We start from the raw sequence: 14,206 nt of genomic DNA, 5'->3' as shown, positions 1-14,206 counted from the left end.
CCCCGACCGGGCCGGGGGCGGCCCAGTCGCTCAGTCGCCGTCCTCCAGGCGGAAGCCGACCTTCAGGCCCACCTGGTAGTGCTCGATCGCGCCGTCCACGATGTGGCCGCGCACCTCCGTCACCTCGAACCAGTCGAGGCCGCGGAGCGTCTGCGCGGCCCGCTCGACGCCGTTGCGGATGGCCTGGTCGACGCCCTCCGGGGACGTGCCGACGATCTCGGTGATGCGATACGTGTGGTTCGACATGGGAGCAGGACTCCTCGGGTGGTCATCGGGGCGTGCTCGGTTTCCCTCCACCGTGCCCCAGGGCGGCGGACCGCGCGACACGTCCGCGTCCGTGGCCGCGCCGCGCGGGGCGTGGCAGAGGACTTGACCATCCGCTTTGGTCCAGACCAGAATCCAGGCCACATACCCGCGCGAACCTCCCCTCAGGTCCCCCCCAACACGTCGGGTCGACACCCCATGCCTGGTCCGTACCGGACTCCACGCACTGGAACGCTGAAGGTGACCCACGTGAACAACCGTCGTCTCGTCTGCCCGCTCGCCGTCGTCTCCGCCCTCTCCCTGGCGGGCTGCGGACTCCTCCCCGGCGGCGGGAGCACGACCCGCACGGTGAACATCTGGCTGATGCGCGACAGCGTCAGCGACGACTTCCTCCAGCGCTTCACCGCCGCGTACGAGGAGGAGCACGACGGCGTCGAACTGAACGTCACCATCCAGGACTGGACCGGCATCGGAAAGAAGGTCACCGAAGCCATCAAGGGCGGCGGCGGCCCCGACGTCATCGAGGTCGGCAACACCCAGGTCGCGCAGTACGCCGACACCGACAAGCTCTACGACCTCACCCTGGAGTCGGTCCGCGACCTCGGCAGCGAGGACTGGCTGCCCGGTCTCGCCCAGCCCGGCAGCATCGACGGCGCCCAGTTCGGCATCCCCTGGTACGCGGCCAGCCGCATCGTCATCTACAACAAGGACCTGTTCGCCGAGGCCGGGGTGAAGCCCGCGAAGAACCGCGACGCCTGGCTCGCCGACACCGAGAAGCTGAACGACTCCGACACCCAGGGCATCTACCTCGCCGGACAGGACTGGTACACCCTCTCCGGCTTCATCTGGGAGGAGGGCGGCGAACTCGCCGTCGACAAGGGCGGCGCCTGGGCCGGGGCCCTCGACAGCCCGGCCGCCCTGCGCGGCATGGACTTCTACAAGCGCCTCCAGGCCCTCGGCAAGGGCCCCAAGAACGCCGACGAGCAGACCCCGCCGCAGGCCGAGATGTTCGCCAAGGGCGACGTCGCCCAGATCATCGCCGCGCCCAGCGCCATCGCCGCCATCACCAAGGCCAACCCGGGCCTCAAGGACAAGCTGGGCTTCTTCCCGATACCCGGCAAGAAGGCCGGCCAGCCCTGCGTCGTCTTCACCGGCGGCTCCGACCTGATCATCCCGGAGAACGCCCCCCAGCGGGCCGCCGCGCTCGACGTGGTCAAGGCGCTCGCGGGCGAGAAGTGGCAGGGCGAACTGGCCCGCGCCATGAACTACGCGCCCAACAAGGCATCCCTCGCCTCGGTGGTTTCCGGCCAGGAGGCCACCGCCACGATGGCCGCCGCGACCGCCCGCGGCCGGGCCACCCCGAACTCCCCGCAGTGGGCCGACGTCGAGGCCGACAACCCGATCAAGCCCTACATGACGGCCGTCCTGTCCGGCGAGAACGCCAAGCGCGCAGCTCAGGACGCCTCCGAGCAGATCACCGACGCGCTCGCCGAGTAGCGGGCCCAGGCGGCGCGGGCCGTACCGGCCGCGCGCCGCTCAGCCCACCATTCAGCACCCCCACACCCATCGGCCCCCGTCCGGTCACGTCGAATCAAGTCGGTCACGGAATTAGTAAAGGGCCGGGCCACCGCTCGCACGGCCCGGCTCAGACCGTCCCCGTTCGTACCGTCGGAGGAGCCCGTCATGGCCGCCGTACCCGTCGCTCAGCCCATCGCCGGACCCGCTCAGGCGACGCTCACCGCCGTCCCGGCCCAGCCGCGGCCCGACACCGCGCCCGAGCCCCGCTACGTGGTGGGTCTGGCCACGACGCAGGAGGACGTGCGGGCCGCGCAGCGGCTGCGGCACCTGGTGTTCGCCGGGGAGATGGGCGCCCGGCTCGACGGCCCCGAGCCCGGCCTCGACAGCGACGAGTTCGACGCCTACTGCGACCACCTCCTGGTCCGCCAGGAGGACACCGGCGAGGTCGTCGGCACCTACCGGGTGCTGCCGCCCGAGCGCGCCGCGATCGCCGGCCGGGTCTACTCGGAGAGCGAGTTCGACCTCGCCCGGCTGGCCCCGATCCGCCACGACATGGTCGAGGTCGGCCGCTCCTGCGTGCACCCCGCGCACCGCAACGGCGCCGTGATCGCGCTGGTCTGGGCCGGGCTCGCCCGCTACATGACCCGCACCGGGCACAACTGGCTGTCCGGCTGCTGCTCCGTCCCGCTGGCCGACGGCGGCACCCTCGCCGCCACCACCTGGGAGACGGTCAAGGCCAAGAACCTCGCCCCCGAGGAGTACTGGGTCACCCCGCACCGGCTGTGGACCCCGGACGGCGCCGCCCCGGCCGCCGGCGGCCGCGCCGACCTGCCCCCGCTGCTCCGCGGCTACCTGCGGCTCGGCGCCTGGGTCTGCGGCGCGCCCGCCCACGACCCCGACTTCGGCGTCGCCGACCTGTTCGTGCTGCTCTCGCTGCGCCGGACCAACCCCCGCTACCTCCGCCACTTCCTGTCGCTCGCCCCGGCCCAGTGAGCACCGCGACCGCTCCCTCGCCGTGGCTGCCCACGGCGCCCTGCACCCCGGACCGGTGCGCCGCCCACCCCGGTGCCGACGCCCCGCGCGCCGGCACCGCCGCCGGGGTGTTCCGGCTGGTCACCGGGCTCACCACGGTCCTGACCGGGGTGCTGCTCGCCCCGCTGACGGCCCCGCTGCCCGCCGCCGCGCGGCTCACCCTGGTGCGCTTCTGGTGCCGGGCCGTGCTGCGCGCCTTCGGGGTGCGGCTGCGCGTCACCGGCCGTCCGGTGCCGCCCTCCGGGCCGCTGCTCGTGGTCGCCGACCACATCTCGTGGCTGGACATCCCGCTGATCGCGGCCGTGCTGCCGGGCCGGATGCTCGCCAAGCGGGAGGTGCGCGGCTGGCCGCTGCTCGGCGCGCTCGCCGCGTTCGGCGGGACCGTCTTCATCGACCGCGACCGGCTGCGGAGCCTGCCCGCCACGGTGGCGACGATGACCGGCGCGCTCGCGTCCGGCGGCCGGGTGATCGTCTTCCCGGAGGGCTCCACCTGGTGCGGCCGGGCCCGTGGCGCGTTCCGTCCGGCGTCCTTCCAGGCGGCGGTGGACAGTGGATCCGATGTCCAGCCGGTACGGATCGACTACTGGCCCGTCGGTCCGGCCGGGTTCGTCGGCGAGGACTCGCTCGGGGCGTCGCTGTGGCGGATCGCGACGACGCGGGGACTGGTCGCCGAGATACGGATATTGGATCCGATATCCGCGATCCAGTATCCGGACCGGCGCACCCTCGCCCGCGCCGCCGAAGCCGCCGTCGCCCTGACCCTGGCTCCGGCGCCGGCTCCCGTTCGCGCTTCGGATCCGGTTCCCGTTCCCGTTCGCGCTCCGGATCCCGTTTCCGCTCCGGATACCGTTCCCGCCGTGGCCCACCGGCTCCCGGCGGCCCCGCCGACACCCGTCGCCAGGGCCCTGCCCGGGATCCCCGCTCAGCCGACCGCCGCCAGGGACAGCGCGAACCGTCCCGCCGTGTCGGTCCACCAGCACGCGAGCGAGAAGCCCGCGTCCGCCAGCTCGTCGCGCACGCCGTCCTGACGGAACTTCGCCGACACCTCCGTCCGCAGCTCCTCACCCGCCTCGAACGGCACCAGCAGATCCAGCTCAGGGATCTTCACCGTGAGCGCCTGCCGGGCCCGCAGCCGCATCTCGATCCACTCGTTCTCGCGGTCCCACCGCGCCACATGGTCGAAGTCGTCCGGGTTCGCGTCGGCGCCGAGCTCCCGGTCGACGACGGCCAGCACGTTCTTGTTGAACGCCGCCGTCACCCCGGCGGCGTCGTCATAGGCGGCCACCAGCGTCGCCTCGACCTTCACCAGGTCCGTGCCGAGCAGCAGCGAGTCGCCGGGCGCGAGCACCCCGCGCACCCCGCGCAGGAACTCCCGCCGCTCCGCGGGCAGCAGATTGCCGATGGTGCCGCCGAGGAACGCCACAAGGCGCGGCCCGGCCGTCTCCGGCAGCTCGATGCCCTGGGTGAAGTCGGAGAGCAGGGCGTGCACCCGCAGCCCCGGCCGCTCCGCGACCAGCGCCTCGCCCGCCCCGCGCAGCGCCGACTCGCTCACGTCCACCGGCACGTACACCTCAAGGCCCGGCAGCAGCGCGTCGATCAGATGGCGGGTCTTCTCCGAGGAGCCCGAACCCAGCTCCACCAGGGTCCTGGCGCCGGTCGCCGCCGCGATCTCCGGGGCCCGGGCGATCAGGATCTCCCGCTCCGCCCGGGTCGGGTAGTACTCGGGCAGCCGGGTGATCTCGTCGAACAGCTCGCTGCCCCGCGCGTCGTAGAACCACTTCGGCGGCAGCTCCTTGGGCGTACGGGTGAGGCCGTGACGCACGTCCGCGCGCAGCGCGGCCTCCATGGCGTCCTCGGCGAGGGTGCGGGTCAGCTGGAACGGGCTCACGGGGCGTGCTCCTCGATCGGGGTGAGGGTGACGCCGTCGCGGTCGGCGGTGAGGACCGTGCGGTCCGGCACCTCGGTCCAGCGCGGATCGGCGTCGTACGGTTCCGAGGCCACGACCGTCCGGCCGGGCCAGGTCAGCGTCCACAGCGAGTTCCCCCACGTGGTGGCGGCGATGACGGCGCCGTCGGTGAGCAGCAGATTGAGCCGCGCGCCGGGCGCCGCCCGGTCCACCTCCCGCACGGTGGCGGCGAGCGCGGGCCCCGGCGCCGCCCCGGCCCGCAGCCGGTGCAGCACCACCGCCCACACCAGCGCCGAGTCGGTGCGCGCCGCCAGACCGAGCAGCTCCGCCGCCGACAGCGTCGCCGCCACCGGCACCAGCGCGTCCGGCCACCCCGGCACCGCCCCGTTGTGGCTGAACAGCCACCGGTCGGCGGCGAACGGGGCCGCCGCGGCCTCCCCGTCCGCCCCCGGCAGGGTGGCGCCCCGCACCGCGGCGAGCAGCGCCCCGGTGCGCACCACCCGGGCCAGGTCGGCGAACGACAGGTCGCCCCAGATCGGCGCCGCCCGCCGGTAGCGGGCCGGCACCGGATCCCCGGCCGCGTACCAGCCGACGCCGAACCCGTCGGCGTTCACCACCCCGCTGCTCTGCGTACGGGGCGCCCAGGACTGGTGCTCCAGGGAGTGCGGCGGCTCGAGCAGCAGCTCCCCGATCGCCACCGGTGGTCCCAGGTAGGCGAGATGACGGCACATCAGGCGGGCTCCGCGTCCCGGGCGGTGCGGAACCCGGCGAAGATCTGCCGCCGCACCGGCAGGTCCCAGTTGCGGAACGTGCCCCGGCAGGCCACCGGGTCCACCGCGAAGGACCCGCCCCGCAGCACCTTGTGCTCCGGCCCGAAGAACACCTCCGAGTACTCCTTGTACGGGAACGCCCGGAAGCCCGGGTACGGCAGGAAGTCGCTCGCCGTCCACTCCCACACGTCACCGATCAACTGCCGCACCCCGAGCGGCGACGCCCCGGCCGGATAGCTGCCGACCGGCGCGGGCGCCAGGTGCCGCTGGCCCAGGTTCGCGTGCTCGGGCCCCGGCTCGGCGTCACCCCACGGATAGCGCAGCGACCGGCCGCCCGCCGGGTCGTGCCGGGCGGCCTTCTCCCACTCCTCCTCGGTCGGCAGCCGCCGCCCGGCCCAGCGCGCGTAGGCGTCCGCCTCGTACCAGCTGACGTGCAGCACCGGCTCGTCCGGGTCGACCGCCCCGGTCACCCCGAACCGGCGGCGCGTCCACTCGCCGCCGCCCTCGCGCCGCCAGAACAGCGGGGCCTCGATGCCGTGTTCACGGATCTGCGCCCAGCCCGCCGGGTCCCACCAGCGCTCGTCGCGGTAGCCGCCGTCGGCCATGAACGCCAGATAGGCGCCGTTGGACACCGGGACCGTGTCGATCAGGAACGACGGCACGATCCGGGTGTGCGCCGGGCGTTCGTTGTCCAGCGCCCACGGCTCGTCGGAGGTGCCCATCGTGAACGGACCGCCGGGGACGAGGACTTCGGACGCTACGGGCGGATCCACGGCGACCGGCGGGGGAGGGGCGGACAGCGCGGCCGGACCCGTACGGAGCTGATGGGTGATCAGCATCGTCTCATCGTGCTGCTGTTCGTGCTGGGCGATCATCCCGAAGGCGAACGCCGACTCCACCAGCGGACGCCCCTCCAGGCGCGTCCCGTCGAGGACGCCGAGCACCCGGTCCCGGACGTCCGCCGCGTACGCCCGCGCCTCGGCGGGCGCGAGCAGCGGCAGCGTGGGCCGGGTGGCCCGCGGATGCTCGAACGCGTCGTACATCGAGTCGATCTCGGGGCGCAGCGCGGCACGGCCCGCCACGGCCCGCCACAGCCACTGCTCCTCCTGGTTGCCGATGTGCGCCAGGTCCCACACCAGCGGGGACATCAACGGCGAGTGCTGCGCGGTGAGTTCGCCGTCCTCCACGCAGGAGGTGAGCAGCGCGGTGCGGTCCCGGGCGGTGCTCAGGGCGGCCGTCGCCCGCTGCCGCAGCGCCGCCTCGTCGGGAGCGTCGGTGGACTCCGGCGCGGCCGTGGTGTCCGGCGCGGTCATGACGCGACCTCCAGAAGTTCGTCGGCCGGGCAGCCGCCCGGCAGCACGTACCGTTCGTGGAACGCGGCCACCGCCGCCACCACCTCGGGCGTCGCCCCGGTCCGCGGCAGCGCCTCCAGGGCCGCCTCGAACGCCGCCACCGCCGTCGTGTGCAGCGCCGGACGGGCCAGCCCGTCCCTGGCCGCCGCCATCCACAGCGGATTGCGCGGTGCGGGCCGGTCCCCGGCGAGCGCCGCGAGCGGGGCCACCGCCCGCTGCGCGGCCTCCGTCGCCCGCGGGTCCTCGAACAGCGCGGTGGTGACCGCGAGCGGCACCATCCAGCCGTCCGGGCCCGGCTGCTGGTCGATCATCCGCAGCTCCAGATGCCCCCGTGGCCGTACCGGCGGGAACAGCGTGGTCAGGTGGTAGCGCAGATCGTCGGCGTCCGCCGGACGCGGCAGACCGGTGCGCAGCCACTCCCGGAAGGTGAGCCGCTCCGGCACCGCCCACGGCCCCTCCGGGGTCCGTACGCACAGCACCGGCGTGTCCAGGACGTGCGCCGCCCACTCGGCGCGCGGCTCCCCGTCCGGCGGCGGCGCGAGCGCCCGCCGCGGGTCGAGGTCCGTCCACAGCGCCTGCCGGGTCGACCGCCAGCCGGTCCGTCGCCCGCCGTGCACCGGGGAGTTGGCGAACGCGGCCACCAGGACGGGACCGAGCAGATGGGCGAGCCGCCAGCGGCTGCGGTAGCCGAGCGGCCCGTCGTCGTCGAGACCGGCGTCCAGACAGATCTGCACCGACGCCGACTCGCACATCATGGCCCGGCCGGAGGGCCCGGTCCGGCCGAGGGCCAGCTCCATGGCGTCGTACCTCGGCTCCCGCAGCACGCGCGCGCGTGGCGCGTGCCAGGGGTCGACCCCGTAGCCGCTGAGGCCGAGTCCGAGCGGGGCGAGCGCCGCCCGCACCGCGCGCAGATCGGCGGCGAGCGAGTCCAGGCACTCCATGAGGGAGGCGGCGGGCGGCGAGCTGAGCTCCAGCTGCCCACCGGGTTCGAAGGTGAGGGCCGCCACCAGTGGCAGCGCCCGTACGGTGTCGATCGCCGCGGCCAGCCGGGACGGCGGGACGGGGCGGCGGGGGTCACGCAGATCGTGCACGAGCCATTCCAGCTCGGCACCCACCACACGCGGCGGGCCGGTCTTGAAACAGATACATCGCAGCAGGTCCTCGGCGTGCTCCTCGGTCAGAGGAGGGCCACCCCGGGGTATGCCGCCCGACGACGGCGTCGTCATCGCTCCACCTCCTGGGAAAGCGTTGCTTCCACCTAAAGCCACCCGGCACGGGCGTGCAAGAGCGCCTCGTCCGGCGCGCCCGTGAACGCGCGGGGACACGGCGGAAAATGCGTTGCCGCCGCCCACCGGCGGCGATCATGCTTCCTGGACATGAGCACCCGACTGCGGGCCCTGGCCCGCGAGAACGAGCGGATCGTCGCGGACGGCCGCTACACGGCGCCCGACGGCCGCACGGTGAGCCTCGCGGAGCCCCTCGCCGCCGCACTGGCCGGAACCCGGCTGCACGGCCCCGACCCGGTCCCCGTCACCCCCGGCACCGACGGCGCGGGCCGCCTCACCGTCACCGGCGAGAGCAGCGTCGCCGCCGCCCGCCGGATGCTCGGCGAGGACCCGGGCACGCCGGTCGCCGTGCTCAACTTCGCCTCCGCGCGCAACCCCGGCGGCGGGTACGTGAACGGCGCCCAGGCCCAGGAGGAGGCGCTCTGCCGCTCCTCCGCGCTCTACGCCACCCTGCTGCGCGCCCCCGCCTACTACGAGCACCACCGGGCCGAACGGGACGCCTTCTACACCGATCGGGTCATTCACTCGCCCGGGGTACCCGTGTTCCGCGACGACCGGGGCGTCCTGCTCGACGCCCCCGTCCTGGTCGGCTTCCTCACCTCGCCCGCGCCCAACGCCGGGGTGATCCGCCGCCGCACCCCCGAGCTCGCCCACCGCGTCCCCGGGGCCCTCGCCGGCCGCGCCGAGCGGGTCCTGGAGACCGCCGCCGCCCACGGCTACCGCAGGCTGGTCCTCGGCGCCTGGGGCTGCGGCGTCTTCCAGAACGACCCCGTCGACGTGGCCGGCGCCTTCAAGGGGCTGCTCACCGGCGACGGACGGTTCGCCCGCCACTTCGACGAGATCGCCTTCGGCATCCTCGACCGCTCCCCGGGCCGGACCGTCATCGAGGCCTTCCGCCGGGTCCTCGGCCAGGAGGAACAGTCGGCTCAGCTCCAGCCGTAGCGTTCGACCAGCCGGGTCACCACCCGGTCGAACCGCGCCCGGTCCAGGGCACACGCCTCCCGCCGCATCCCCGACTCCCGCACCCGCAGCACCCGGTCCAGGTCCACCCAGGACTCCCGCCGCTCCGCGTCCCACGGCCCGACGCCGATCGCCACCCACTCCCGGTCGTGGTCGTGCCGCTTGCTCGACAGCTGGACGGCGAGCAGCGTGCCCTCCGGTTCCCGGGCGACCACCAGGACCGGCCGGTCCTTGCCCCGCCCGTCGTTCTCCTCGTACGGCACCCAGGTCCACACGATCTCCCCGGGATCCGGGTCGCCGTCGTGCGCGGGCGCGTACGAGGTGCGCACCGGACCGATCGCGTGCGGGTCGATCTCGGTCGTGGAATTCATCGGCATCGGCATCGTCATCCGGGCACCGTAGCGTCTGAACGGCCCAGCACGCCGGGCGTGTCGCGCACCGGATCCGCAGGCTCGGACCCATGCGCACCACCCTCGCCGCCGTCCTCGCGGCCCTGCTCCTGCCGCTCGCCCCGACCGCCACCGCCACCGCCGCTCACGCGACCGCCGCCCCCGCCGCCCCGGACCCGGACGCCCCGGCCGCTCCCGCCGCCGTCCCCGACCCGGCGCCCGCCCGGCGCACCGTCTCCGCCTGGCTCCCGTTCTGGGACCAGGCCGTCGCCTACCAGGACGCTCTGCGCCACGCCGACCAGCTGCACACGGTCAGCCCGTTCTGGTACGAGGCCCAGGCGGACGCCACCGTCGCCACCCACCCCGGCGCTGAGGACCGGACCGTCGTCGACGGGCTCCACCGGGCCGGGATCAAGGTCGTGCCCACCGTCAACGAAGCCCTCGGCAAGGGCGTCCTCGCCGCCGTCGTCACCGACCCCGCCCGGCGGGCCGCCCACGCCGACGCGCTGCTCGCCACCGCCGCCCGGGGCGACTACGACGGCCTCGACCTCGACTACGAGACCTTCACCACCGCCGACGACGCGACCTATGCCGCCGTCCGCGACGGCTACGCGGCCCTGGTCACCGACGTCTGCGCCCGGCTGCACGCGCGCGCGAAGACCTGCGTCGTCACCGTGTCGCCGCAGACCCGCGTCAGCGGCCGGGTCTGGGACTACCCGGCCCTCGGCAAGGCCGTCGACCTGCTGCGGATCATGGGCTACAACCTCCACTGGGCGAGCGGCGGCCCCGGACCGCTCTCCTCCACCGCCTGGTACGAGGAGGTGCTCGCCCACGCCACCAAGCTGGTCCCGGCCGACCGCATCGAACTCGCGCTGCCCTCCTACGGCTGGGACTGGGCGGTCGCCGCCGACGGCACGCGCGCGGGGCGGGCCGCCCACGTCACCTGGCAGGAGGCGGAGACCTTGCGGCGCGCCCGGAAGGCGCCGTACCGATTGGATCCGGTATCCAGTAGTCCGTATTTCGGATACACCGACGACCGCGGCCGCAACCGCCAGGTCTGGTACCAGGACGCCCAGGGTGTCGCCGGCCAGCTGCCCGTGCTGCGCCGCCACGGCGTCACCCGTACCGCGCTCTGGGCGCTCGGCTGGGAGGACCCGGCCCTGTGGCCCGTGCTCGCGCGGGGAGCACCCGCCCCCGCTGCCTGACATGCAGCTTTCGTACCCCCGTGCGAGCCTGGGACGAGAGCCAAGAGGAGGCACGATCGTGGCCAAGAAACAGACCCGGGTCAACAAGGGTGCTCGCACCGGAGGCCATGGGTACCAGGAGCGCACCGCTCCGAAGGAGTCCGGCGGCTCCACGGCACCCGAGGCGCCCCGCCCGGTGATCGACGTCCCGTCCCACCGCAAGGAACGGAAGTTCGGGCACAACTGATCCCGACCCGGACGACCCCCACGACCACGACCACGACCCGACGAACGCGAACGACGCGAACGGCGTGGTGACACGAGCGGGCCCGGTGCGCCATGCGCATCGGGCCCCTCGCCTTCCTCGCCTTCCTCGCCGTCAGGCTGTCACGCGTCGCCGCCGACCGTGATCTCCTCGGTGCGCGGCGCGGGCACCGCGGCCGGTGCCGCCGCCGGAGTCGCGCCGGGAGCCTGCGGGCCCATGGTGGCGAGCAGCTGACGGGCCAGACCGAGCCCCGTACCTCCCATGGTCAGCGCCTTGGCGAACATCTCGGACATCCCGTCGGCGCCGTTGAGCAGCACCATCTGGTCCACGTTGCCGAACGCCGCCGCACCCGCCCCGACGATCTCCGGCCACTTCTCGGCCAGTTGCTGCGCGACGACCGCCTCCTGGTTCTCGGCGAGCGCCGCGGCCCTCGCCTTGATCGACTCGGCCTCCGCGAGCCCCTTCGCCCGCGTCGCCTCGGCGACCGCGAGACCCTTGGCGTGCGCCGCCGCGGCCTCCGCCTCACCCGTCAGCCGGGTGGCCGCGGCCGCCGCCGCGCTCGCCAGCTCCGTCTTGCGGGCCTCGGCCTCGGCGGCCAGGATCCGCGCGTCGCGTTCGGCCGCCGCCAGCGTCCGCTGCTCGTACGCCTGCGCGTCGGCGGGCTTGCGGACCTCCGCCTGGAGCTGCTGCTCCTTGCGGTCGGCCTCCAGCTCGGCCACCCGGGTCTCCTGGACCACGACCTGCTGCCGCGCCGCCGCGTTGGCCAGCGGCCCGGCCTGCCGGGCCTTCGCGGCGGCCTGGTCGCGCTCCGCCTGGTAGCCCGCCTGCAGGATCTCGCTGTCCCTGGTGGCCTCCGACATCCGTGCCGCGGCCTGCTGTTCGGCCTCGGTGGCCCGCCGGTTGGCCTCCGCCTGGGCGATCCGGGCGTCCCGCTGCACCGCGGCGGCGTGCGGGGCGGCCAGGTTCTTGATGTACCCCGTGGGGTCCTCGATCTCGTGGATCTGCAGGGAGTCCACGATCAGACCCAGCTTCTCCATCTCCGTGCCACAGGCCGAACGCGCCTGCCCGGTCAGCTTCTCCCGGTCCCGGATCATGTCCTCGACCGTCAACCCGCCCACGATGGCGCGCAGATGACCGGCGAAGACGATGTGCACCCGCTCCGACATCAGCTTCTGCTGGTCGAGGAAACGGCGGGCGGCGTTGGCGATCGACACGAAGTCGTCGCCCACCTTGAAGATGACGACACCCCGCACCTTCAGCGGGATGCCCTGGTGCGTGACGCACTCCACCGACAGCTGGGTCTCGTTGAGGTCGAGCGACAGCTTGCGCACCGCCTGGACGCCGGGCGTCACGAGCGTGCCCCGGCCGGTGACGATGCGGAAGCCCATGCCTTCGCCGAGGCCCTCCGTCTTGTGGTTCGAACCCGAGATGATGAGCGCCTCGTTGGGCTCGGCGACGCGCCACATCATTTTGAACAGACCGATCAGAACGACGACCGCGCCGACCGCGGCGCCCGTCAGCATCCAGAGGGTCATGGACAGGTCCCCCTTCACCGGAGCCGTGCGGTTCCGGTGAAGGGAGTGTGCGCCCGGTGCGGCCGGCGCTCAATGGATCGGTCAACTGTCGTACAGGGCTGTGACATAGACGGTGCGCGGCGGCAGATGCTCCACCACCGTCACCACCGTGCCGGTCTCGATCCGCTCCTTGGCGGAGGCCGGGTAGGCGAGGAAGTGCTCGGCGCCGCCCCGGATCCGGACGATCACCTCACCGACGAGGCCGGGCCCGACGGTGCCGGTCACCCGGCCGAGCAGTCCCACCATCGAAGCGTCGTCCATGCACCGAACGGTACGTCAGAACCCGCTGTCCCGGGGCCTGTCGTACCGTTCGGAGTGCCGCCGCCCGGGGCCGTACCGTACGGGCTACGGCCGTTGGGATCAGCGCACGCTGCGGATGGGCCGCACGGCGAGCGCGCCGAGCACCGAGAGCACCGCGGCCACCAGGAACAGCGCGGTGTAGCCGCCGCTGATCGAGACGATCACCGAGGCGACGAACGGCGCCACGATCTGCGGACCGGCGTTGGCGATGTTCAGCACACCCATGTCACGGGCGGCGTCCTCGGCCTTCGGGAGCACCATGGTCACAAGCGCCGTGTCCACCGCCATGTAGCAGCCGAAACCGAGGCCGTTGACGGCGGAGAACGCGATCATCGCGGGCCAGCTGGAGGAAAGGGCCGGGATCAGGAGCGCCACCGCGGCGAGCGCGGCGGAGGCGCCGACGAACAGCTTGCGGCGGTCGTAGCGGTCGGAGAGCCAGCCGCCGAGGACCGTGGAGACCACCATGGCGAGGCCGTTGATCGGCGTCAGGAGGGCCACCGCCTCCTCCGGCGAGAGGCCGGCGGGCAGGTCGGTGTGGTCCTTCAGGATGTACAGCTGGAATCCGGCCACCGCGAAGTAGCCGAGCACGAGCAGCGCACGGCCGATGAAGGCCCAGCGGAAGTCATGGCTCTTCAGGGCGCTGCCGAAGGCGGCCAGCTGCGCCTTGACCGGCAGCGGTGCCTTCGGGGGCATCGGCGTCTCACGGGCGCAGGTGGTGAAGAGGACGGCGGTGGCGGCCACGATGACGCCGAAGACCAGGTAGCCGGTGCGGTAGTGGTCCGAGAAGGCGGCGCCGACCAGGGCGCCGATGGTGGAGCCGATGGGCAGGCCGAGGCCGACGGCGGCGGACGCCTTGCCGCGCGAGGCGACCGGCACCCGGTCGGGCACCACCGAGGTGATGGCGGCCTGGTAGACGTTCATCACGGCCTGGCCGAGACACCAGGCGATCATCACGAGCAGCACCGTGTGCACGCTGCCGAGCAGGAACATCACGGGTATGGCGAGCAGGCCGCCCGCCAGGATCCACGGGTTGCGGCGCCCCGAGCGGTCGGAGAGCGCGCCCGCCACCGGGTTGAAGACCGTCGCGAAGATCGCCGAGACACCGGAGATCAGGCCGAAGTTGGCCACCTTGTTCGCCGGGTCGATGTCCTCGATCTGCAGCGCGAGCAGCAGTCCGGGGACGCCGATGTAGAGCGCGTACATGGCGGTGTTTCCGGCCAGCAGCAGCGGGAGCAGTCCCCGCGTGGGCCGGCCCGCCGCGGGGGAGGCGGAGCCGTCGCTGTCCGGCGTGGTGCCGGGAGACGTGCCGGGGGAGGAAAGGGCCACGGTGCCCTCCTGGGGTGATCGCCCGATGCGGCGGGCGAGAGCGGAAGATGAACGAGAACTGCGAAAGGAGCAAGAACTGC

At 73.8% G+C, this 14,206-nt stretch carries 15 protein-coding genes; 6 read left to right on the top strand and 9 right to left on the bottom strand.

Features of this window, described 5'->3' with window-relative positions; all coding sequences use genetic code 11:
* Positions 1-30 precede the first annotated feature (30 nt).
* Positions 31-246, bottom strand: coding sequence for a dodecin (locus ACIPXM_RS25605; RefSeq protein ID WP_401659584.1), 216 nt, complete (start codon positions 244-246; stop codon positions 31-33).
* Between the two features lie 267 nt (positions 247-513).
* On the opposite strand from ACIPXM_RS25605, the gene ACIPXM_RS25600 reads away from it, so the two are divergent.
* The 3 genes from ACIPXM_RS25600 (at position 514) to ACIPXM_RS25590 (ending at position 3,842) form a co-directional block, all read left to right on the top strand.
* Complete coding sequence (locus tag ACIPXM_RS25600) at positions 514-1,761, top strand: extracellular solute-binding protein (RefSeq protein WP_401659581.1); 1,248 nt, start codon at positions 514-516, stop codon at positions 1,759-1,761.
* 186 nt (positions 1,762-1,947) lie between these two features.
* A complete protein-coding gene (locus ACIPXM_RS25595; RefSeq protein WP_401659579.1) occupies positions 1,948-2,775 on the top strand; it encodes a GNAT family N-acetyltransferase in 828 nt (275 codons plus the stop codon).
* Positions 2,772-3,842, top strand: a complete 1,071-nt coding sequence (locus ACIPXM_RS25590; RefSeq protein WP_401659576.1) for a 1-acyl-sn-glycerol-3-phosphate acyltransferase — start codon at positions 2,772-2,774, stop codon at positions 3,840-3,842. Before ACIPXM_RS25595 ends, ACIPXM_RS25590 begins: the two co-directional genes overlap by 4 nt.
* Here the strand turns inward: ACIPXM_RS25590 and egtD are convergent.
* Genes egtD through egtA form a run of 4 tightly spaced genes read right to left on the bottom strand, consistent with a single transcriptional unit; the run spans position 3,737 to position 8,068 of the window.
* On the bottom strand, positions 3,737-4,702 hold the full coding sequence (gene egtD / locus ACIPXM_RS25585) for an L-histidine N(alpha)-methyltransferase (protein ID WP_401659573.1): 966 nt from the start codon (positions 4,700-4,702) through the stop codon (positions 3,737-3,739). The two genes, ACIPXM_RS25590 and egtD, sit on opposite strands and share 106 nt — an antisense overlap.
* Positions 4,699-5,451 carry an ergothioneine biosynthesis protein EgtC gene (gene egtC / locus ACIPXM_RS25580; protein ID WP_401659570.1) on the bottom strand — a complete coding sequence of 251 codons (753 nt, stop codon included), beginning with the start codon at positions 5,449-5,451 and terminating at the stop codon, positions 4,699-4,701. The genes egtD and egtC overlap by 4 nt, the downstream gene beginning before the upstream one ends.
* The gene (egtB, locus tag ACIPXM_RS25575) at positions 5,451-6,803 is read right to left on the bottom strand and encodes an ergothioneine biosynthesis protein EgtB (protein ID WP_401659567.1); all 1,353 of its coding nucleotides are present in this window, start codon (positions 6,801-6,803) and stop codon (positions 5,451-5,453) included. Before egtB ends, egtC begins: the two co-directional genes overlap by 1 nt.
* Entirely contained in the window at positions 6,800-8,068 is a 1,269-nt protein-coding gene (gene egtA / locus ACIPXM_RS25570; protein ID WP_401659565.1) for an ergothioneine biosynthesis glutamate--cysteine ligase EgtA, read from the bottom strand. Before egtA ends, egtB begins: the two co-directional genes overlap by 4 nt.
* Positions 8,069-8,218: 150 nt before the next feature.
* Here egtA and ACIPXM_RS25565 point away from each other — a divergent pair, with 150 nt between their 5' ends.
* Positions 8,219-9,070: a TIGR02452 family protein gene (locus tag ACIPXM_RS25565; RefSeq protein ID WP_401659563.1), complete on the top strand. Its 852-nt coding sequence runs from the start codon at positions 8,219-8,221 to the stop codon at positions 9,068-9,070.
* Here the strand turns inward: ACIPXM_RS25565 and ACIPXM_RS25560 are convergent.
* On the bottom strand, positions 9,055-9,477 hold the full coding sequence (locus tag ACIPXM_RS25560; RefSeq protein ID WP_401659560.1) for a type II toxin-antitoxin system PemK/MazF family toxin: 423 nt from the start codon (positions 9,475-9,477) through the stop codon (positions 9,055-9,057). The two genes, ACIPXM_RS25565 and ACIPXM_RS25560, sit on opposite strands and share 16 nt — an antisense overlap.
* A 71-nt stretch (positions 9,478-9,548) precedes the next feature.
* Here ACIPXM_RS25560 and ACIPXM_RS25555 point away from each other — a divergent pair, with 71 nt between their 5' ends.
* Entirely contained in the window at positions 9,549-10,682 is a 1,134-nt protein-coding gene (locus ACIPXM_RS25555) for a glycosyl hydrolase family 18 protein (protein WP_401659557.1), read from the top strand.
* 58 nt (positions 10,683-10,740) lie between these two features.
* Complete coding sequence (locus ACIPXM_RS25550; protein WP_401659554.1) at positions 10,741-10,908, top strand: hypothetical protein; 168 nt, start codon at positions 10,741-10,743, stop codon at positions 10,906-10,908.
* Positions 10,909-11,048: 140 nt separating this feature from the next.
* Here ACIPXM_RS25550 and ACIPXM_RS25545 read toward each other — a convergent pair whose 3' ends face one another.
* The 3 genes from ACIPXM_RS25545 to ACIPXM_RS25535 form a co-directional block, all read right to left on the bottom strand.
* Entirely contained in the window at positions 11,049-12,461 is a 1,413-nt protein-coding gene (locus ACIPXM_RS25545; RefSeq protein ID WP_401659551.1) for a flotillin family protein, read from the bottom strand.
* A gap of 81 nt (positions 12,462-12,542) precedes the next feature.
* On the bottom strand, positions 12,543-12,761 hold the full coding sequence (locus tag ACIPXM_RS25540; RefSeq protein WP_401659549.1) for a hypothetical protein: 219 nt from the start codon (positions 12,759-12,761) through the stop codon (positions 12,543-12,545).
* Between the two features lie 99 nt (positions 12,762-12,860).
* Entirely contained in the window at positions 12,861-14,126 is a 1,266-nt protein-coding gene (locus tag ACIPXM_RS25535; RefSeq protein ID WP_401659546.1) for an MFS transporter, read from the bottom strand.
* Between the last annotated feature and the right edge of the window lie 80 nt (positions 14,127-14,206).

Origin of the sequence: Streptomyces sp. NPDC090025, from assembly GCF_044748125.1 — a bacterium.
Classification (GTDB): domain Bacteria; phylum Actinomycetota; class Actinomycetes; order Streptomycetales; family Streptomycetaceae; genus Streptomyces.
The sequence above is the reverse complement of the archived record's forward strand: the minus strand, read 5'-3'. Positions and strand labels throughout refer to the sequence as shown.